The 18641-nt window shown below is 54.5% G+C and carries 15 protein-coding genes; 9 read left to right on the top strand and 6 right to left on the bottom strand.

Features of this window, described 5'->3' with window-relative positions:
* Nucleotides 1-38: 38 nt before the first annotated feature.
* The 6 genes from rlmKL (at nt 39) to rmf (ending at nt 7964) form a co-directional block, all read left to right on the top strand.
* Entirely contained in the window at nt 39-2147 is a 2109-nt protein-coding gene (gene rlmKL, locus ACOT0L_RS07280; RefSeq protein WP_032622253.1) for a bifunctional 23S rRNA (guanine(2069)-N(7))-methyltransferase RlmK/23S rRNA (guanine(2445)-N(2))-methyltransferase RlmL, read from the top strand.
* Between the two features lie 12 nt (nt 2148-2159).
* A complete protein-coding gene (locus tag ACOT0L_RS07285) occupies nt 2160-4067 on the top strand; it encodes an ABC transporter ATP-binding protein (RefSeq protein WP_022647651.1) in 1908 nt (635 codons plus the stop codon).
* Between the two features lie 13 nt (nt 4068-4080).
* The gene (pqiA, locus tag ACOT0L_RS07290) at nt 4081-5334 is read left to right on the top strand and encodes a membrane integrity-associated transporter subunit PqiA (protein ID WP_022647652.1); all 1254 of its coding nucleotides are present in this window, start codon (nt 4081-4083) and stop codon (nt 5332-5334) included.
* A gap of 4 nt (nt 5335-5338) precedes the next feature.
* On the top strand, nt 5339-6979 hold the full coding sequence (gene pqiB / locus ACOT0L_RS07295; RefSeq protein WP_022647653.1) for an intermembrane transport protein PqiB: 1641 nt from the start codon (nt 5339-5341) through the stop codon (nt 6977-6979).
* A complete protein-coding gene (gene pqiC, locus ACOT0L_RS07300; protein ID WP_022647654.1) occupies nt 6976-7542 on the top strand; it encodes a membrane integrity-associated transporter subunit PqiC in 567 nt (188 codons plus the stop codon). Before pqiB ends, pqiC begins: the two co-directional genes overlap by 4 nt.
* A 254-nt stretch (nt 7543-7796) precedes the next feature.
* Nucleotides 7797-7964: a ribosome modulation factor gene (gene rmf, locus ACOT0L_RS07305; protein WP_003858162.1), complete on the top strand. Its 168-nt coding sequence runs from the start codon at nt 7797-7799 to the stop codon at nt 7962-7964.
* A 71-nt stretch (nt 7965-8035) separates the two neighbouring features.
* Here the strand turns inward: rmf and fabA are convergent, their stop codons facing one another.
* Together fabA and ACOT0L_RS07315 are read right to left on the bottom strand one after the other, a co-directional pair.
* A complete protein-coding gene (gene fabA, locus ACOT0L_RS07310) occupies nt 8036-8554 on the bottom strand; it encodes a bifunctional 3-hydroxydecanoyl-ACP dehydratase/trans-2-decenoyl-ACP isomerase (protein ID WP_000227926.1) in 519 nt (172 codons plus the stop codon).
* 68 nt (nt 8555-8622) lie between these two features.
* Entirely contained in the window at nt 8623-10383 is a 1761-nt protein-coding gene (locus ACOT0L_RS07315; RefSeq protein WP_126502945.1) for an AAA family ATPase, read from the bottom strand.
* A gap of 186 nt (nt 10384-10569) precedes the next feature.
* On the opposite strand from ACOT0L_RS07315, the gene matP reads away from it, so the two are divergent.
* On the top strand, nt 10570-11022 hold the full coding sequence (gene matP / locus ACOT0L_RS07320) for a macrodomain Ter protein MatP (protein WP_006809347.1): 453 nt from the start codon (nt 10570-10572) through the stop codon (nt 11020-11022).
* A 65-nt stretch (nt 11023-11087) separates the two neighbouring features.
* Here matP and ompA read toward each other — a convergent pair whose 3' ends face one another.
* Both ompA and sulA read right to left on the bottom strand, forming a co-directional pair.
* The gene (gene ompA / locus ACOT0L_RS07325) at nt 11088-12140 is read right to left on the bottom strand and encodes a porin OmpA (RefSeq protein ID WP_017694761.1); all 1053 of its coding nucleotides are present in this window, start codon (nt 12138-12140) and stop codon (nt 11088-11090) included.
* Nucleotides 12141-12496: 356 nt separating this feature from the next.
* Nucleotides 12497-13006 (bottom strand): SOS-induced cell division inhibitor SulA, encoded by a 510-nt coding sequence (gene sulA, locus ACOT0L_RS07330; protein WP_032610196.1) that lies wholly within the window; start codon nt 13004-13006, stop codon nt 12497-12499.
* A gap of 217 nt (nt 13007-13223) precedes the next feature.
* On the opposite strand from sulA, the gene ACOT0L_RS07335 reads away from it, so the two are divergent.
* Nucleotides 13224-13850 carry a TfoX/Sxy family DNA transformation protein gene (locus ACOT0L_RS07335; protein ID WP_023299743.1) on the top strand — a complete coding sequence of 209 codons (627 nt, stop codon included), beginning with the start codon at nt 13224-13226 and terminating at the stop codon, nt 13848-13850.
* Here ACOT0L_RS07335 and yccS read toward each other — a convergent pair.
* The gene (gene yccS, locus ACOT0L_RS07340) at nt 13807-15969 is read right to left on the bottom strand and encodes a YccS family putative transporter (RefSeq protein WP_023305820.1); all 2163 of its coding nucleotides are present in this window, start codon (nt 15967-15969) and stop codon (nt 13807-13809) included. The genes ACOT0L_RS07335 and yccS overlap by 44 nt on opposite strands.
* A gap of 18 nt (nt 15970-15987) precedes the next feature.
* Nucleotides 15988-16434, bottom strand: a complete 447-nt coding sequence (locus ACOT0L_RS07345; RefSeq protein ID WP_022647660.1) for a YccF domain-containing protein — start codon at nt 16432-16434, stop codon at nt 15988-15990.
* 122 nt (nt 16435-16556) lie between these two features.
* Between ACOT0L_RS07345 and helD the strand changes: the two genes are divergently transcribed.
* Nucleotides 16557-18611: a DNA helicase IV gene (helD, locus tag ACOT0L_RS07350; RefSeq protein WP_126502944.1), complete on the top strand. Its 2055-nt coding sequence runs from the start codon at nt 16557-16559 to the stop codon at nt 18609-18611.
* Nucleotides 18612-18641 lie beyond the last annotated feature (30 nt).

The following is an 18641-nucleotide window of genomic DNA, read 5'->3' on the forward strand; positions in this document are numbered from 1 at the left end:
ATAATGCGCGACAATTTTCTATGAGTAAAAGTGACGATATGAATTCTCTGTTTGCCAGTACGGCCCGTGGGCTGGAAGAGCTGTTAAAAACTGAACTGGAAACCCTGGGCGCGAAAGAGTGCCAGGTGGTTCAGGGTGGTGTCCATTTTGAGGGCGACACGCGGCTTATTTACCAGAGCCTGATGTGGAGCCGTCTGGCGTCGCGCATCATGCTGCCGATGAAAGAGTGCAAGGTCTACAGCGATCTTGATCTCTACACCGGTGTACAGATGATCGACTGGACAGAGATCTTCACCCCGGACGCTACCTTTGCGGTGCATTTCAACGGCGTCAACGATGAGATCCGCAACAGCCAGTACGGTGCCCTGCGCGTCAAAGACGCCATTGTGGACTGCTTCACGCGTCGTAATAGAGAACGTCCGAACGTAGATCGTGAAAACCCGGATCTGCGTATCAACGTCTGGCTGAACGGCGACACTGCCAGTATTTCCCTGGATCTGAGCGGCGCAGGCCTGCATCTGCGCGGCTATCGCGATCGCACCGGCATGGCCCCAATCAAAGAGACACTGGCCGCCGCTATCGTGATGCGCTCCGGCTGGCAGCCGGGTACGCCGCTGCTCGATCCAATGTGCGGTTCCGGTACGCTGCTGATTGAAGCCGCGATGCTGGCCACCGACCGCGCGCCAGGGCTGCATCGTGGACAGTGGGGCTTCAAAGGCTGGGCGCAGCACGATGAAGCCCTCTGGAAAGAGGTCAAAGACGACGCGCAGACCCGTGCCCGTAAAGGGCTGGCGGAGTACACCTCTCACTTTTACGGTTCGGACAACGACCCACGGGTGATTGAACGCGCGCGCAGCAACGCCCGTCGAGCCGGTATCGGTGAGCTGGTGACCTTCGACGTCAAAGATGTGGCGAACCTGACCAATCCGCTGCCAAAAGGCCCGTACGGTACGGTGATCAGCAACCCGCCGTATGGTGAGCGTCTTGGCAGCGAGCCAGCGCTGATTGCGCTACACAGCCTGCTGGGCCGCAACATGAAAGCGCATTTCGGCGGCTGGAACCTCTCCCTGTTTAGCGCCTCGCCGGAGCTGCTGAGCTGCCTGCAATTACGTGCCGATCGCCAGTTCAAGGCGAAAAACGGCCCGCTGGACTGCGTGCAGAAAAACTACCATCTGGCAGAGATAGCAGCGGACAGCAAACCGTCTGGCGTGGCGGAAGATTATGCCAACCGTCTGCGCAAAAACCTGAAGAAATTTGAGAAGTGGGCGAAGCAGGAAGGCATCGAATGTTATCGCCTTTACGACGCTGACCTGCCGGAATACAACGTGGCGGTTGACCGCTATGCAGACTGGGTGGTGGTTCAGGAATACGCCCCGCCGAAAACCATTGATGCGCAAAAAGCGCGTCAGCGTATGCTGGATGTGATTGCGGCCACCATCGCCGTACTCGGCATTTCGCCAAACAAGCTGGTGCTGAAAACCCGTGAGCGTCAGAAAGGCAAAAACCAGTATCAGAAGATGGGCGAGAAGGGCGACTTCATCGAAGTGGGCGAATATAATGCGCGCCTGTGGGTTAACCTGACCGATTACCTTGATACCGGTTTGTTCCTCGATCACCGCATCGCCCGCCGCATGCTGGGACAGATGAGTAAGGGCAAAGACTTCCTGAACCTGTTCTCCTATACCGGCAGCGCCAGCGTTCATGCAGGGCTTGGCGGGGCGCGTAGCACCACCACGGTCGATATGTCCCGTACTTATCTGGAGTGGGCAGAGCGCAACCTGCGTCTTAACGGCTTAACCGGTCGTCAGCATCGCCTGTTACAGGCCGACGTGCTGGGCTGGCTGCGCGATACCGATGAGCAGTTTGACCTTATCTTTATCGATCCGCCGACCTTCTCTAACTCCAAGCGTATGGAGGATAGCTTTGACGTTCAACGCGATCACCTGCGCCTGATGACCGACCTTAAGCGTCTGCTGCGTAAAGGCGGCACCATTATGTTCTCGAATAACAAGCGCGGATTCCGCATGGATCACGACGGCCTGGCCGAACTGGGACTGAAAGCACAAGAAATCAGCCAAAAAACGCTGTCTCAGGACTTTGCCCGTAACCGTCAAATCCACAACTGCTGGCTGATCTCCGCGGTCTGAAAGGAAAAATAAATGTCTTTAATTAGTATGCACGGCGCGTGGCTCTCTTTCAGCGACTCACCGCTTCTCGATAATGCAGAGCTGCATATCGAAGATAACGAGCGCGTCTGTCTGGTCGGCCGTAACGGCGCAGGTAAATCGACGCTGATGAAAATCCTCAACCGAGAGCAGGGGCTGGACGACGGCCGTATTGTTTACGAGCAGGATCTGGTCGTCTCTCGTCTGCAACAGGATCCGCCGCGTAACGTTACCGGCAGCGTGTACGATTTTGTGGCTGAAGGAATTTCAGAGCAGGCGGAATACCTCAAGCGCTACCACGAGATTTCGCATCTGGTCATGACCGACCCGAGCGACAAAAATCTCAACGAGCTGGCAAAAGTGCAGGAGATGCTCGATCACCACGGCCTGTGGCAGCTGGAAAACCGCATTAACGAAGTGCTGGCTCAGCTTGGCCTGGAAGCGGATATGGAGCTGTCGGCGCTCTCCGGCGGCTGGCTGCGTAAAGCCGCGCTGGGCCGTGCCCTGGTGAGCGGGCCCAGGGTACTGCTGCTGGACGAACCAACGAACCACCTGGATATCGAAGCGATTGACTGGCTGGAAGGGTTCCTGAAAACTTTCAATGGCACCATTATCTTCATCTCCCACGACCGTTCGTTCATCCGCAACATGGCCACGCGCATTGTCGACCTCGACCGCGGCAAGCTGGTGACCTATCCGGGCGATTACGATACCTATCTGCTGGAGAAAGAAGAGAACCTGCGCGTGGAAGAGCTGCAAAACGCCGAGTTCGACCGCAAGCTGGCGCAGGAAGAGGTATGGATCCGTCAGGGCATCAAGGCGCGTCGTACCCGTAATGAAGGCCGCGTTCGCGCCCTGAAGGCGATGCGCCGCGAACGTAGCGAACGCCGTGAAGTCATGGGTAGCGCCAAAATGCAGGTGGAAGAGGCGTCCCGCTCGGGCAAGATTGTCTTCGAAATGGAGAACGTGAATTATTCGGTTGACGGCAAAGTGCTGGTGAACGATTTCTCCGCACAGGTTCAGCGTGGCGACAAAATTGCGCTTATTGGTCCAAACGGCTGCGGCAAAACCACGCTGTTGAAACTGATGCTGGGCCAGTTGCAGGCAGACAGCGGTCGTATTCACTGTGGTACCAAGCTGGAAGTAGCGTACTTTGACCAGCATCGCGCAGAGCTGGATCCGGACCGTACGGTGATGGACAACCTCGCAGAGGGTAAACAGGAGGTGATGGTTAACGGCAAGCCGCGTCACGTGCTGGGCTACCTTCAGGACTTCCTGTTCCACCCAAAACGCGCCCTGACGCCTGTGCGCGCGCTGTCCGGCGGTGAGCGTAACCGTCTTTTACTGGCGCGCCTGTTCCTGAAACCCAGTAACTTACTGATTCTCGATGAACCGACGAACGATCTGGATGTCGAAACGCTGGAACTGCTGGAAGAGTTGATTGATGGCTATCAGGGAACCGTGATGCTGGTCAGCCACGATCGTCAATTTGTCGATAACACCGTGACCGAGTGCTGGATCTTCGAAGGCGAAGGACGCATCGGTCAATATGTGGGCGGCTATCATGACGCGCGTGGACAGCAATCGCAGTCGCTGGCGCAAAAACAGGCGAAGACCAAAAATGTCGCTGAACCTGTTGTTGTGAAAGCAGAAACTGTCAAAAAGTCTCCTGCTAAAATGAGCTATAACTTGCAGCGCGAGCTGGAAGGGCTGCCGCAGCGTCTGGAAGAGCTGGAAGCGGCACTGGAAGCACTGCAAATTCAGGTCGCTGATGCGTCATTCTTTACGCAGCCTCACGACTATACTCAGAAAGTATTGGCTGAACTCTCCCAGGCCGAGCAGGCGCTGGAAGAGGCATTTGAGCGCTGGGAGTACCTTGAGTCTCTGAAAAACGGCGCATAAACAGGGATAATCTATGTGTGACCAGCACCATGCCGATCGGCATATTTTATGCTCGCAATGCGATATGCTCGTGGCGTTGCCAGAGCTTGGTCACGGACATAAGGCTGCCTGCCCGCGCTGCGGAGCTACGCTGACGACCGAGTGGGACGCGCCAAGGCAGCGTCCTACGGCTTACGCGCTGGCAGCCCTGTTCATGTTACTGCTCTCCAATCTCTTCCCTTTCATCTCTATGAAAGTGGGTGGGATGGTAAGCCAGGTGGAGTTACTGGAAATTCCAGGCGTGATGTTCTCGGAAGATTACGCCAGCCTTGGCACCTTCTTTCTTCTGTTCGTGCAGATAGTCCCGGCTTTTTGCCTAGTCGTCATTCTGCTACTGGTCAATCGCGTCAGGATGCCCACCGCCCTTAAAATCAAACTCGCGCGGATCCTGTTCCAGCTGAAAAGCTGGGGGATGGCGGAAATTTTTCTGGCGGGTATCCTGGTCAGCTTCGTGAAGCTGATGGCCTACGGCGATGTGGGGATTGGCAGTAGCTTTATTCCGTGGTGTCTGTATTGCGTGCTGCAACTGCGCGCTTTCCAGTGCGTGGACCGACGCTGGACCTGGGACGATATTGCCCCGGCACCGACGCTCTCGCAGACGGTAAAGGTGGGCGTACCGGGTATCCGTCAGGGGCTGCGCTCCTGCTCCTGCTGCACCGCCGTGCTGCCCGCGGATGTCGAGGTGTGTCCCCGCTGTGAAACAAAAGGTCACGTCCGACGCAAAAATAGCCTGCAATGGACCATGGCGCTGCTGGTGACCTCTGTCATGCTTTATCTGCCCGCCAATATTTTGCCGATCATGATCACCGATCTGCTCGGCGACAGAATGCCCTCGACCATCCTTGCCGGGGTGATTTTGCTGTGGAGCGAAGGGTCATACCCTGTTGCAGGCGTCATATTTCTCGCCAGCATTATGGTTCCGACCTTAAAGATGATTGCCATTGCCTGGCTTTGCTGGGATGCAAAAGGGCACGGTAAGCGTGACAGTGAGCGCATGCATCTGATTTATGAGGTCGTGGAATTTGTTGGCCGTTGGTCGATGATTGACGTGTTCGTGATTGCGGTTCTCTCAGCGCTGGTGCGTATGGGTGGGCTGATGAGTATTTATCCCGCTATGGGAGCGCTGATGTTTGCTTTGGTCGTCATTATGACCATGTTTGCGGCCATGACCTTCGACCCTCGTTTATCGTGGGATCGTGAGCCCGATTCAAGCCATGAGGAAGAGTAAGAGCATGGAAAATAAGAGTGGAGAGGCTAAAGTGCAGAAGGTCAGAAACTGGTCGCCGGTGTGGATTTTCCCCATCGTGACCGCGCTGATCGGTGCATGGATCCTGTTTTATCATTACAGCCATCAGGGACCGGAAGTCACGCTAATTACCACCAATGCAGAGGGAATTGAGGGCGGAAAAACCACCATCAAGAGCCGCAGCGTGGATGTGGGTGTCGTGGAAAGCGCGACCCTGACGGATGATTTAACCCATGTTGAAATTAAGGCCCGCCTGAATGCTGGCATGGAAAAACTGCTCCATGAAGATTCCGTTTTTTGGGTGGTGAAACCGCAGGTCGGAAGAGAAGGGATCAGCGGCTTAGGGACGCTATTGTCAGGGGCTTACATTGAACTCCAGCCCGGCAATAAAGGCGCCCAGCCAGCAAACTATCAGTTGCTGGATTCACCGCCGCTTGCGCCACCGGATGCAAAAGGGATCCGCGTCATTCTGGACAGCAAAAAAGCGGGCCAGCTCTCGCCGGGCGATCCGGTGCTGTTCCGTGGGTATCGTGTCGGTTCGGTTGAAACGAGCACCTTCGATCCGCAAAAACGGACCATCAGCTATCAGCTATTTATCAATGCGCCTAATGACCGACTGGTGACCAGTAACGTTCGTTTCTGGAAAGACAGTGGGATCGCTGTGGATCTCACCTCTGCGGGGATGCGCGTTGAGATGGGTTCACTCACCACGCTGTTTGGTGGGGGCGTCAGTTTTGACGTGCCGGAAGGTATAGATCTGGGACAACCGGTGGCGGAAAAAACCGCCTTCAGATTGTTTGACGATCAAAAAAGCATTCAGGATGCGCTCTATACCGATCACATCGATTATCTGATGTTCTTTAAGGACTCTGTACGCGGCTTGCAGCCAGGAGCGCCAGTTGAGTTCCGCGGTATCCGTCTGGGTACAGTAGGGCAAGTGCCTTACTTTGTTCCGGGACTCAAGCAAATGCTTGATGATGATTATCGTATTCCGGTGCTGATACGCATTGAGCCTGAGCGTTTAATTAACCAGATTGGTGAGGATCAGGATATTGGGGAGCATATCAGCGACCTGATGAATCGCGGTCTGCGTGGCTCGCTGAAAACCGGCAACCTGGTGACAGGGGCGTTGTATGTCGATATGGACTTCTATCCAAAAGCGCCACCTATGACGGGAGTCCGTGAATTTGGCGGCTACAAAATCATTCCTACGGTCAGCAGTGGCCTGGCGCAGATCCAACAGCGTCTGATGGAAACGCTGGATAAGATCAACAATCTGCCGCTGAATCCAATGCTTGAGGCTGCGACGGGATCACTGCATCAGAGCCAGGCGACGATGCAACGTCTGCAAACTACCCTGGATAATATCAACAAGATCACGGCCAACCAGTCCATGCAGCAACTGCCGCAGGATATGCAGAAAACGTTGCGTGAACTGAATCGCAGTATGCAGGGCTTCCAGCCGGGCTCAGCGGCCTACAACAAGATGGTGGCGGATATGCAACGTCTTGATCAGGTTTTACGCGAGCTACAGCCCGTTCTGAAAACGCTCAATGAAAAGAGCAACGCGCTGGTGTTTGAAGCGAAAGATAAAAAGGATCCTGAGCCTAAGAGGGCGAAACAATGAAAAAATGGCTAATCATCGCAGGCGCACTGGTATTAACGGCCTGTAGCTCTGGAAGCGATAACAAAAGCTACTACCAGCTGCCGTTAAGCGCGCAGTCGGGGGCGCAGAGCAGCGCCTCGCAGGGCAGCCGTCTGCTTTGGGTTGAGCAGGTTGCCGTGCCAGATTACCTGGCGGGCAACGGGGTGGTCTACCAGACCAGCGATGTGCAGTATGTAATCGCCAACAATAACCTGTGGGCCAGCCCGCTGGATCAGCAGCTACGCAATACGCTGGTGGCGAATCTGAGCAGCCAGCTCCCCGGTTGGGTCGTTGCCTCGCAGCCTCTGGGAAGCGATCAGGACACTCTGAATGTTAACGTGACGGGATTCCATGGCCGCTATGATGGTGCCGTTGTTATCAGCGGGGAGTGGCTGCTGAATCACCAGGGTCAGCTGATTAAGCGTCCTTTCCATCTTGAACTCAAGCAGCAGAAAGATGGCTATGACGAAATGGTGAAAGTACTTGCGCAGGGATGGGCACAGGAGTCGGCTACTATAGCAAGAGAGATTTCCCGCCTGCCATAAGTAAAATTCATCGACGAAAGCCGCACTCAGCTTCTTGCTGATTGCGGCTTTTTTTTCGTTTTACGTTCAGGTTGTTACTTGTCCCGCATCACACTTTTTGTACAAACGATCTTCCATGTAGCTCACAAATATGACACCCGTATGAATTTTGAACGTTGACGCTGACGCAGATTCGGGGTATTCGTTAACTGTGCTTGCACATATTGCAACCACTGTTTTCTTTCCACCAGACAAAAGAATGAGGGAAACGAGGCATGAAGAGACAGAAACGAGATCGCCTGGAAAGGGCTCATCAACGTGGTTATCAGGCTGGCATCGCCGGACGTTCTAAAGAAATGTGTCCCTATCAGGCCCTGAATCAAAGGTCCCAATGGCTAGGGGGCTGGCGAGAAGCCATCGGAGACAGGGCAGTACTTGCTTGATACCGTCTCTTTAAAAAGAAACCTCCGCAATGCGGAGGTTTCGCCTTTCTGGAAGGGGCTAAAAGCCGTTATCAGAAAGCGGAGGTATCCTGGAACAGACCCACTTTCAGGTCGTTCGCGGTATAGATCAGACGACCATCAACCAACACTTCACCGTCCGCCAGGCCCATAATCAGACGGCGGTTAACGATGCGTTTGAAATGGATACGGTAGGTGACTTTCTTCGCGGTAGGCAGAACCTGACCGGTGAATTTCACTTCGCCTACGCCCAGCGCACGGCCTTTGCCTTCACCGCCAAGCCAGCCCAGATAGAAGCCAACCAGCTGCCACATGGCATCGAGGCCCAGGCAGCCAGGCATTACCGGATCGCCAATAAAGTGGCAACCGAAGAACCACAGGTCCGGGTTGATATCGAGTTCTGCTTCTACGTAACCCTTATCAAAGTTGCCGCCGGTTTCGGTCATTTTCACGACACGGTCCATCATCAGCATATTTGGGGCTGGTAACTGCGGGCCTTTCGCGCCAAACAGTTCACCGCGACCAGAGGCAAGAAGGTCTTCTTTAGTATAGGATTCGCGTTTATCTACCATGTTCTCAGTAAGCCTTATTTTAGTGAAGGACGCAGGATAGCTAACACGTGTACGCTGAACAAGTCCGATCAGTTCGCACTAAACCAACTTAACCAGCGTAACGGCCACGGATAACGATGACGAGCATCCTGCTGTGTCGCCTGAGCTATACGTTCCTGAATGGTCTGCATCAGGGTTGTCTGGCCTTCGCCATCCCAGACCAGGTTTGTCAGTAAGGGTAGTGCATCCTCAACCCCTTCGATGGCCCAGACAGTGAATTGTTCCTGCTCTACCGCATCCAGAATCGCCTGGCTCAGGCTCAAATGGCGAGCGTTAGGTGCCGGAATAATCACGCCCTGTTTGCCGTTTAAACCGCGCTGCTGGCAGATTGCGAAGAAGCCTTCGATTTTCTCATTCAGTCCGCCCACCGGTTGGGCACGGCCAAACTGATCCACGGACCCGGTAATCGCAATATTCTGGTTAATCGGCACGTCTGCAAGCGCGCTGATCACGGCGCACAGCTCTGCCATTGAGGCGCTGTCGCCGTCGACTTCACTGTAGGACTGCTCAAAGGTCAACGAGGCAGAGAAGGGGATCTGCTGCTCGAGCTGAAGTTCAGACATCAGGAATGCCTGCATGATCATCATGCCTTTGGCATGAATGTTTCCGCCCAGTTCGGCCTTGCGTTCGATATCGGTAAATTCGCCGTCACCAATGTGTACGACACAGCTGATACGGGAAGGCTCACCAAAGGCGCGTGGGTGCCCGGGGAACTCGATTACGGACAAGGCATTGATTTGCCCGATACGTTCGCCTTCGGTCTCCACCAGAATCTGTTCAAGCAGAATTTCATCCTGCATACGGTCAGCAAGATAGCCTTCGCGCCATTCACGCTGGGCCAGCATCTGGCTCAGTTGCTCACCGTTGAACGTACCGTTGCCGCTGATAACGCCCACTTCACGCAGCTGTTTGCCGATCCAGAGCGGACAGAGCGGCAGGGTTTCCTGATCGCCGGTGTAGCGTACGGCCTCTCGGATTAAGCCCGGCCACGCATCCTCGGCAGGTGAGGGCAGCGCGAAACGTTCCGCCACGGCCATAACCCACTGACACCACTGCGCCATGTCATCGGCATCTGCAATCTGAATATTGTCTTCAAATTCGCTGTAAACCGCCTGCTCCGCGAGTTCTGGCTCCATTTCCTGGAAGTCAGCCAGGGATTCACGGTCACCCGTCAGCACGACGGTCAGCGACAGCGGCATAGACGGAATGGAAACAGGCAGAGGACGTGACTCGTCGAAGCCTACCCAGTCAAAACGTTGCTGCGTCACCACCGTTTTCAGGCGCATCCACAGCAGCGGCTGCGCAAGCAGTGTGCGAAGGGAGATGAGCAATACGCCGCCATTCGCGCGGTGTACCAGCCCGGGTTGCAGTGAAACATCGCCATTGAACTGACGAAGGCAGCCGAACAACTGTTCTGCTTCCACCCAGTTGGCGGTGATCACCTCGCCTTTTGCAGCGAACAATCCATCTGCCTGCGTGGCAGGTTCGAATGTCACGTCGCGACCGGCAATATGATACTGACCACCAAAAACGGCATTCGTTTGTGGCTGCAACTGGCGCATGGCATCACCGAGAAGCGTCAGATACTCGGCTTCTTCCGGGGCTTTGAGCAGCATGAAAGGAGATGTAGCCCATGGGGATGACATCTGCTCCAGCGCGTAATGCAAACGCGGTTGTGTCTCGCTAAGTATGAATTTGTGTTCTTTTGTGAGGTCTGGCTGTGCAAACAGCTCCTGATAGCTCTCGGTATCCGGAACCAGGTCACGCCATGCAAGTTTCGTAATGGTCAAAGTTGATGTTTTTTAGTCAGAAGTAAAACCGTGGAGTATACCGTAAGCGGCGCACTCTGCCCAATCAGGATTCGGGTTTTCGTCATGCGGATCGCCTGCGACGTTTCACAGGATATGATTTCTTTTCAGCAGATTGCCAAAAAACTGATATTCTGAACAGAGTTACACGGTAACACTGAGATCGCAATGAAATATCAACAACTGGAAAACCTCGAAAGCGGCTGGAAATGGAAGTACCTGGTCAAAAAGCACCGTGAAGGGGAGCTGATCACCTGCTACATCGAAGCCAGCGCGGCACAAGAAGCTGTGGATATGTTGCTGACCCTCGAAAACGAACCGGTACAGGTCAACGGCTGGATCGAGAAACACATTAATCCGGCCTTGTTAAACCGGATGAAGCAAACTATCCGAGCTCGTCGTAAACGGCATTTCAATGCCGAGCATCAGCACACCCGTAAGAAATCCATCGACCTGGAATTCATGGTCTGGCAGCGTCTGGCCGGGCTTGCGCAACGGCGCGGGAAAACCCTGTCGGAAACGGTGGTGCAGCTGATTGAAGATGCCGAGCACAAAGAGAAGTATGCCAGCCAGATGTCGACGTTGAAAAACGATCTACAGGCACTGTTAGGTAAAAAATAAGCTTTTTACTTTTCTTCAGATAATAAAAAACCCCGCATGGCGGGGTTTTTTTATAAGACGATAACTTATGCCGCAGGCTGAGTTACAACGTCTTTGATACCTTTAACTTCGATCTCTACGCGACGATCTGGTGCCAGGCAGTCGATCAGTGCAGCGCGTGGTTTCACGTTGTCACAGGTAGAACCGGTAACTGGGTTAGATTCGCCCATACCACGTGGGGAGATCTTGTTAGCTGGGATACCTTTAGATACCAGGTAATCAACTACAGACTGAGCACGTTTCTCAGACAGACCCTGGTTGTAAGCGTCAGAACCGATACGGTCGGTGAAGCCCAGAACCACTACAGAACCGTCTTTAGGATCCAGGTTGCTCAGCTGGGTGTACAGCTGATCCAGTGCCTGCTGACCTTCTGGTTTCAGGGTTGCTTTGTTGAAGTTGAACAGAACGTCAGACTTCAGAGTGAAGTGCTTGGTCTGTACTTCTGGCGCTGGAGCCGGAGCTGGAGCTACGACTGGCGCATCTTCCTGCTGACCGAAACGGTAAGAAACACCAACGCTCAGCATGCCGTTGTCTGGACGAACGCCAACGGTAGCACCGTCACCGATGTTGTTAACCCACTGGTATTCCAGACGGGTAGCGATGTCACGGGTCATTGCCCACTCAACGCCACCAGCGAATACTGGGGAAACACCCGTGTCGTGGTCGTCACCAGCGATGCTGTTGCTGGAGTCTGCACGCCATACCATGCCGCCCAGACGGGTGTACACGTCCAGATCGTCAGTTACTGGGTAACCCAGTTTAGCGGTCAGCTGTACGCCTTGAGCTTTGAAAGCGCCATTTACGTTGTCGCCTTTGTAAGGCATACGACCTAACCAGTCGTAACCCATTTCAAAGCCAACATACGGGTTAACCTGATAGCCACCGAACGCACCTGCACCCAGCTGGCTCTCGTGAGTAGGGCCATCGTTGTTCAGGCTGCTGTTGTACCAACCGGTGTCATGGAACTGAGACCAGCCCAGTTTACCACCTGCATACCAGGTATTATCTTTCGGAGCGGCCTGCGCTACGGTAGCGAAGCCAGCCAGTGCCACTGCAATCGCGATAGCTGTCTTTTTCATTTTTTGCGCCTCGTTATCATCCAAAATTTGCCATGAATATCTCCATCGGAGGAATCACGGTTAAATCCTTCACCGGGGGGCGTGGTCAAATATAAACCTACCGATATCTTCGGCTTAGGCCGAGCACCCCTGGCGATGTAAAGTCTACAACGTAGCTGAAAACTTACAAGTGTGAAGTCCGTCAGGCATATGAAAAAAAAAGTTCCGTATACCTAATATTTAACAATTTTTGAACGAATTTTGTGCAGTAAAATTAACGAGAACCGCGTCAGACAAGCCTTGCCGCAGTTTTGGCGCGTTGAACTTTTTTTGCATACTGCGGTCGAAAAAAATTCCAGGAAAACTCTTAAAATGACTCAATGGTACACATTTGAGTGAATTTTTAGCCCGGGATGTTGTCCTCTGCGATAGGAATCTCCACGAACTGGCCGCATGATGAAACCCATCGCGTTACCTTCTTCAGCTGCTTCAGTCAGACGCAAATGTTCCTCTTGCGACAGATCCTCAGGCAACCACCCAATCACGACGCTATAGTTCCCGGTACGTAATGCCCGGACCATCGACTCGACCGTATCGCAAGGGGAGAGTTGATTAATCTGCATCACCTTCGCTAACGGCAGCCCAGCCGACTGAACCCATTCGCGACTTAATTTTTGCTGTGGCGTCAGCCAGAGCTGCCAGCGAGACTGTTGCCCGAGCTGCTGCAAAAGCGGCAGGAGTAAGAGTTGTGTCAACAGCGGCTGGTCTTCACGGTAAACCACTTCACTGATAAGCCCTGTCGATTCACGCCCGATAGAATTCTGCGCAGCATTGCCTGCGGCAGAAGTAGAAGGTGTTAAGTGATTTGCATAGCCTGAAGTGTACATATTCATTCCAGCCCTGTAGTTACTGTATGGATATACAGTAACCCCTGTATGCATAAAGATCAACATCATTTTCGGAAAGCGACTCGCAAATTTCATCCATTCCTGGTGAACCTGAAAAAATCATCTTGCCCAACGGCAATAAGTTGCCTATTTTCCTGCTAACGGATCCGTTAGTAAGAAATATCGTGGTTACTGTATGATTTTTAATGGAATTATCATGAAAAAGATATCTTATGATCGGATTTATCAATCTCAAGAATACCTCTCTCCGCTGGGCGAAATTCATCATCGCGCCCTGTTTGGCGGTTATACCCTGGCCGTGGATGAAGCGGTGTTCGCGATGGTGTCTGACGGTGAGCTTTACCTTCGCGCCTGTGAGCAAAGTGCAAAATACTGTGTAAAAAACGCGTCCTCTTTTCTGACCCTGATGAAACGAGGACGTCCTGTGCTGCTTAATTACTACCGTGTGGATGAAGGTCTGTGGCAAAACAGGGAAAAACTGCTTCAGCTCTCCTCGTTTGCGCTCGATGCCGCCAGGAAAGAGCGCTACCAGCGCCATCAGCGTAACCGGCTTAAAGATCTGCCGAACCTGACCTTTCAGATTGAGGTCCTGCTTATGGAGGCGGGCATTACCAATGAAGAGACGCTACGACAGTTGGGGGCGAAGACGAGCTGGCTGAAAATGCGCTCTAAGAATAAAGCGCTGAGTATCCGGGTATTGTTCGCGCTTGAAGGCGCGATTGAAGGGTTACATGAAGCGGCACTCCCGGCGGATATTCGCCGGGAGCTTACGGAGTGGTTTAATGCGCTGCCTGAGTCGCAGGGCCATCATTCCGCCAGGTAGCGATCTGCTGTCGCAGCCGACAAATTTCCGGCAGCAAAGCGATAAGCAGGCCAATTTGCTGAAGGACCAGCGGAGCTTTGTTGTCGGTGCCTGGATCAAGGTGTGCGATACGTTGCACCAGTTCATCCAGTGCCTGGTGAACCCGTGGCTCATCCGCAGGTTGATGATGAAGCGCATCATCAACGTAGCAAACGGCATCGTCCAGCAGTGCCAGGATGCCCGGATTCGTCAGTTTCTCTCGGTGGGCGCCAAGGGTAGAGATATAGCTGGTGAACGTGTGGTTCAGACACAGCAGGCGGAAGGCTGTCTCCCGGATTTCTGCCGTGGCGCGCGGCTCAGTTGACATATTCGAGACAACGGAAGCCAGCTCTGCGTCAGTGTTATGCGCATCGCGACGGGCAATCCGATAGGCCAGACGGTTATCGCGACCTTGATGGTACTGCTCAAGAATAGCGTCCAGATAGCGGCAGTTGGCGTTCATTGCTCTGTCGGACACGCGCGGTAAATTTCGGAAACGCCAGTCCGGCCAGATAAAGCTCACCGCCGCCCAGGCGATGGCGCAGCCGATAAGCGTGTCGATCACACGGGGGAGGGCCACTTCAAAGCCTTCACCCAGCAGATTGAAGCAGAGCAGAACCAGCAGCGTGATGAACATCGTGGCGTGGGCATACTGCACATTGCGGAAGGCGAAGAACAGTACCCCGGTAATCACAATCAGGATCAGTTGCCCTTCTACTGAAGGCACAAAATAGAGCACCGGCAGCCCGATGGCGACCCCGACTAACGTCCCGACAATACGCAGCGCGAGTCGATGGCGGGTAGCGTTATAGTTCGGCTGGCAGACGAACAGGCTGGTCAGCAGGATCCAGTATCCGTGATGCAACCCTGTTATCTGGATAAACGCATAGCCCACGCACAGCACCAGCGACATCCTCACCGCATGGCGAAAGAGTGCGGAATCCGGCGTAAAATGCCGGCTCAGGCGCAGCCATATATCGCTGAAACCGTTGAGACTGTCGTCGGCAAGCTGGTTGTCAGCGTCATTGCCCGGCATCGCCATCGCCTGTTCAGACTCAATGGTGGCGAGCTGAGCATCGATGGCTCTCAGGTTGTTGAGCAGGAATCCCAGGGCTTTGAACTGTTCCGGCGAAGTTCCACTGGCCTGAACGCGATCGAGCGCCGCATCCAGGTGGCTGAATGCGCGTTCAAAGCGAGGATCGTGCTGATAGGGCGTGCGCAGCAGTATTGAGCGCGCAAGTTGCTGGCAGGCCTGAGACTGCATCGACAGCAGACGCTGGAAACGGAACATCACGTCGCTGTAGCGGAATTTCTCGCGCAGGTCAGCGTATTGCACATGCGAGGAGCTGGCGCGCTCGTGAATATCCTGGGCAACAAAGTAGTAGTGCAGGGTGCGCCGGGTACCGCGCTGACCGCGATCGCCGCGCAGACGGGTGAGCAGAGACGCTTTGGTCTGATTCAGCGTGGCGACCAGTTGGCCATTTGCCAGCGCCAGATCGTACAGGGGCGCCTGGCTGTCCTCTTCGATATCCGGATCAAACAGCCGGGATTTCAGCTCCAGATAGTGGGCCAGCTGTTCGTAACTGCGGGCAATGTTGTCCTGTAAGGCACGAACCGGAAAAATAAGATGCCCGGTTAAGGTCAGCAGGTTATACCAGATAGCGCCCAATAGCAGCAGGACCGGTTGCTGATACCACTGATCGTAAAGAGAGACGCCCAGCATGGTGTAAATGGCAATCAGCAGGGCGCCAAACGCGATAGTGGCGTAGCGTTGCCCGAGGCCGCCGAGCAAAATGAAGCCGCTGGTGGACACCGTCAGCCCTAAGGCAAACAGCCAGGGCCACGGGAAAAGCAGCTCAACGGAGGCGGAAGCAATAAAGAAGCAGACCAGCGTGATGACCAGATTACGCAAACGACCGGCCAGGCGGTCGTCGAGATCCGCCAGCGCGCCGGCCACCACCCCAAGCGTGAGGGGGATGGTGAGTTTCACATCATTCAGCCACCACGGCAGAGCGACGGTGCCGCAGAGGGCGATAAATATCCTGACGTTATACAGCCAGTTACTGTTCCATGTATAGCGACGAAGCAGGGGGCTTAGCATGAGAGCGGCCAGTCCTTATTACTGAAAACGACGACGGGCATTGGCTTCACGCGCGGCTTGCGCCACTTCGACCGGAACCACTCGGCGTCCTACCGGCCACAGGGCGATGGTGGCAATTTTGAAATTAGCGAGGCCAACCGGAATGCCAATAATCGTAATGCACTGGGCGATACCGGCGAAGATATGCATCAGACACAGCCACCAGCCAAAGAAGATTAGCCATAAAATATTCAGCAGCGTGCCGCCGGTATTCATCAGGGCATTTTTTCTTTCCGGCTCCAGTTCATCCACGTGCACGGCTTCATTTCCATAAGGAACGAGGGACAGTTTGGTGATTTCCCAGCAGGAGCGCGTCAGCGGAAGGGTGAAGATAAGCACGATGCTCACCAGGGTGGCAAAAAGCCAGGAAAGGGTGGTGGCAAAACCGCCAAGGACAAAATTCAACACATTCAGAACGGTACGCATAAACCCTCATTTCCTTCGATATGATTAACGCCCGGTGATTGTAACGTTTTTTTGGGCTGGAGCACCTTAAAACTGGCAGTTAAACTGTCTGACAAATTATGACCTCGTGGATCCGGCAGGATATGGAACTGAAAGCAACTTCAATGGGCAAACGCCTGGCGCAGCACCCTTACGACAAGGTTGTGCTTCTTAATGCGGGAGTGAAAGTCTCCGGTGAACGCCACGAATACCTTATTCCGTTTAATCAGCTACTGGCCATTCACTGTAAACGAGGGCTGGTATGGGGGGAGCTGGAGTTCGTTCTGCCGGCAGAGAAAGTGGTGCGACTCCACGGGACCGAGTGGGCGGAAACCCAACGCTTCCACCATCATCTGAACATGCGCTGGCACCAGTGGAGCCAGGAGATGAGCGTGATTGCCGCACAGGTGCTGCATCAGGTGCTGGACGATATCGCGCTAAGCAATACGCAGCAGAAGTGGCTGACGCGCCAGCAAACCGCCGGGCTTCAGCAAAAAATCACCCAGGCGCTGACGGCATTGCCTTTACCGGTGGCGCGGCTTGAGGAATTTGATAACTGTCGCGATGCGTGGCGGAAGTGTCAGGCCTGGCTTAGCGATATCGAGAAAAGCCGTCTGGCGCATAACCAGGCCTGGACTGAGGTGATGCTTACGCAATATGCCGATTTCTTCAGTACGGTGGAATCATCGCCTCTCAATCCTGCCCAGGCGCGCGCAGTGGTGAATGGCGAGCACTCTTTACTGGTGCTGGCAGGCGCAGGGAGCGGCAAAACGTCGGTGCTGGTGGCGCGCGCGGGCTGGCTTCTGACAACGGGCGAGGCAGTTGCCGACCAGATTTTGCTGCTGGCTTTTGGTCGCAAGGCGGCGCAGGAGATGGATGAGCGCATTCAGGCGCGTTTGCATACCCAGGATATCTCGGCGCGCACGTTCCACTCCCTCGCTTTACACATTATTCAACAGGGCAGCAAAAAAGTCCCTGTTGTCAGCAAGCTGGAGAATGATGCTCAGGCTCGCCAGGCGCTGTTTATCAAGGCATGGCGTCAGCAGTGCAGTGAAAAAAAGGCGCAGGCGAAAGGTTGGCGTCAGTGGCTTGAAGAGGAACTCAACTGGGAGGTGCCGGAGGGCAGCTTCTGGCAGGATGAAAAGCTGGCGCGCCGGCTGGGCTCTCGTCTCGACCGGTGGGTAAGCCTGATGCGCATGCACGGCGGCTCTCAGGCGGAGATGATAGAAAGCGCACCGGAGTCGATCCGCGCCGTGTTTTCTAAGCGGGTTAAACTGATGGCGCCGATGCTGAAAGCGTGGAAAACCGCGCTGAAAGACGAAAACGCGGTCGATTTTTCCGGGCTAATCCATCAGGCCATTATCATTCTGGAGAAAGGGCGCTTCGTCAGCCCGTGGAAACACATTCTGGTGGATGAGTTTCAGGATATTTCGCCGCAGCGCGCTGCGCTGCTTTCGGCGCTGCGGGCGCAGAATAAACACACGTCGCTGTTTGCCGTGGGCGATGACTGGCAGGCTATCTACCGCTTCAGCGGGGCGCAACTTTCCCTCACGACGGCCTTCCATCACTATTTTGGGGAAGGCGATCGCAGCGATCTGGACACCACCTACCGCTTCAACTCGCGGATTGGTGAAATTGCCAACCGTTTTATTCAGCAGAACCCGCATCAGCTGTCGAAGCCGCTTAACAGCCTGACGTCGGGGGATAAAAAGGCCGTCACGCTGCTGGCGGACGATCAGCTGGAACCGCTGCTGGATAAACTGAGCGGCTATGCGAAACCGGATGAACGGATTCTGGTCCTGGCGCGTTATCACCACCTCAAGCCGACGGCGCTGGAAAAAGCGGCAACGCGCTGGCCAAAACTACAGCTCGATTTTATGACCATTCACGCCAGTAAAGGGCAGCAGGCCGACTACGTAATTGTGGTGGGGCTGAAAGAGGGGAGCGACGGTTTCCCGGCACCGGCGCGGGAATCCGTGATGGAAGAGGCGTTATTGCCTGTTCCGGAAGATTTCCCGGATGCAGAGGAGCGGCGCTTACTGTACGTGGCGATAACCCGCGCGCGCCATCGCGTGTGGCTCTTGTTCAACAAAGAGGAGCCGTCGGTGTTTGTCGATATTTTGAAAAGTATTGACGTGCCGGTGGCGAGAAAGCCGTAACGCGCCGGGCAAATTCTGTAGGCCCGGTAA

The sequence above is a fragment of the Enterobacter cloacae complex sp. XAL002 genome, assembly GCF_049236805.1.
Classification (GTDB): domain Bacteria; phylum Pseudomonadota; class Gammaproteobacteria; order Enterobacterales; family Enterobacteriaceae; genus Enterobacter; species Enterobacter intestinihominis.

What these genes read in the sequence shown, in the direction of transcription:
- rlmKL (WP_032622253.1), top strand. Translation starts at nt 39, where the DNA reads ATGAATTCTCTGTTTGCCAGTACGGCCCGTGGGCTGGAAGAGCTGTTA.
- ACOT0L_RS07285 (WP_022647651.1), top strand. Translation starts at nt 2,160, where the DNA reads ATGTCTTTAATTAGTATGCACGGCGCGTGGCTCTCTTTCAGCGACTCA.
- pqiA (WP_022647652.1), top strand. Translation starts at nt 4,081, where the DNA reads ATGTGTGACCAGCACCATGCCGATCGGCATATTTTATGCTCGCAATGC.
- pqiB (WP_022647653.1), top strand. Translation starts at nt 5,339, where the DNA reads ATGGAAAATAAGAGTGGAGAGGCTAAAGTGCAGAAGGTCAGAAACTGG.
- pqiC (WP_022647654.1), top strand. Translation starts at nt 6,976, where the DNA reads ATGAAAAAATGGCTAATCATCGCAGGCGCACTGGTATTAACGGCCTGT.
- rmf (WP_003858162.1), top strand. Translation starts at nt 7,797, where the DNA reads ATGAAGAGACAGAAACGAGATCGCCTGGAAAGGGCTCATCAACGTGGT.
- fabA (WP_000227926.1), bottom strand. Translation starts at nt 8,554, where the DNA reads ATGGTAGATAAACGCGAATCCTATACTAAAGAAGACCTTCTTGCCTCT.
- matP (WP_006809347.1), top strand. Translation starts at nt 10,570, where the DNA reads ATGAAATATCAACAACTGGAAAACCTCGAAAGCGGCTGGAAATGGAAG.
- ompA (WP_017694761.1), bottom strand. Translation starts at nt 12,140, where the DNA reads ATGAAAAAGACAGCTATCGCGATTGCAGTGGCACTGGCTGGCTTCGCT.
- sulA (WP_032610196.1), bottom strand. Translation starts at nt 13,006, where the DNA reads ATGTACACTTCAGGCTATGCAAATCACTTAACACCTTCTACTTCTGCC.
- ACOT0L_RS07335 (WP_023299743.1), top strand. Translation starts at nt 13,224, where the DNA reads ATGAAAAAGATATCTTATGATCGGATTTATCAATCTCAAGAATACCTC.
- yccS (WP_023305820.1), bottom strand. Translation starts at nt 15,969, where the DNA reads ATGCTAAGCCCCCTGCTTCGTCGCTATACATGGAACAGTAACTGGCTG.
- ACOT0L_RS07345 (WP_022647660.1), bottom strand. Translation starts at nt 16,434, where the DNA reads ATGCGTACCGTTCTGAATGTGTTGAATTTTGTCCTTGGCGGTTTTGCC.
- helD (WP_126502944.1), top strand. Translation starts at nt 16,557, where the DNA reads ATGGAACTGAAAGCAACTTCAATGGGCAAACGCCTGGCGCAGCACCCT.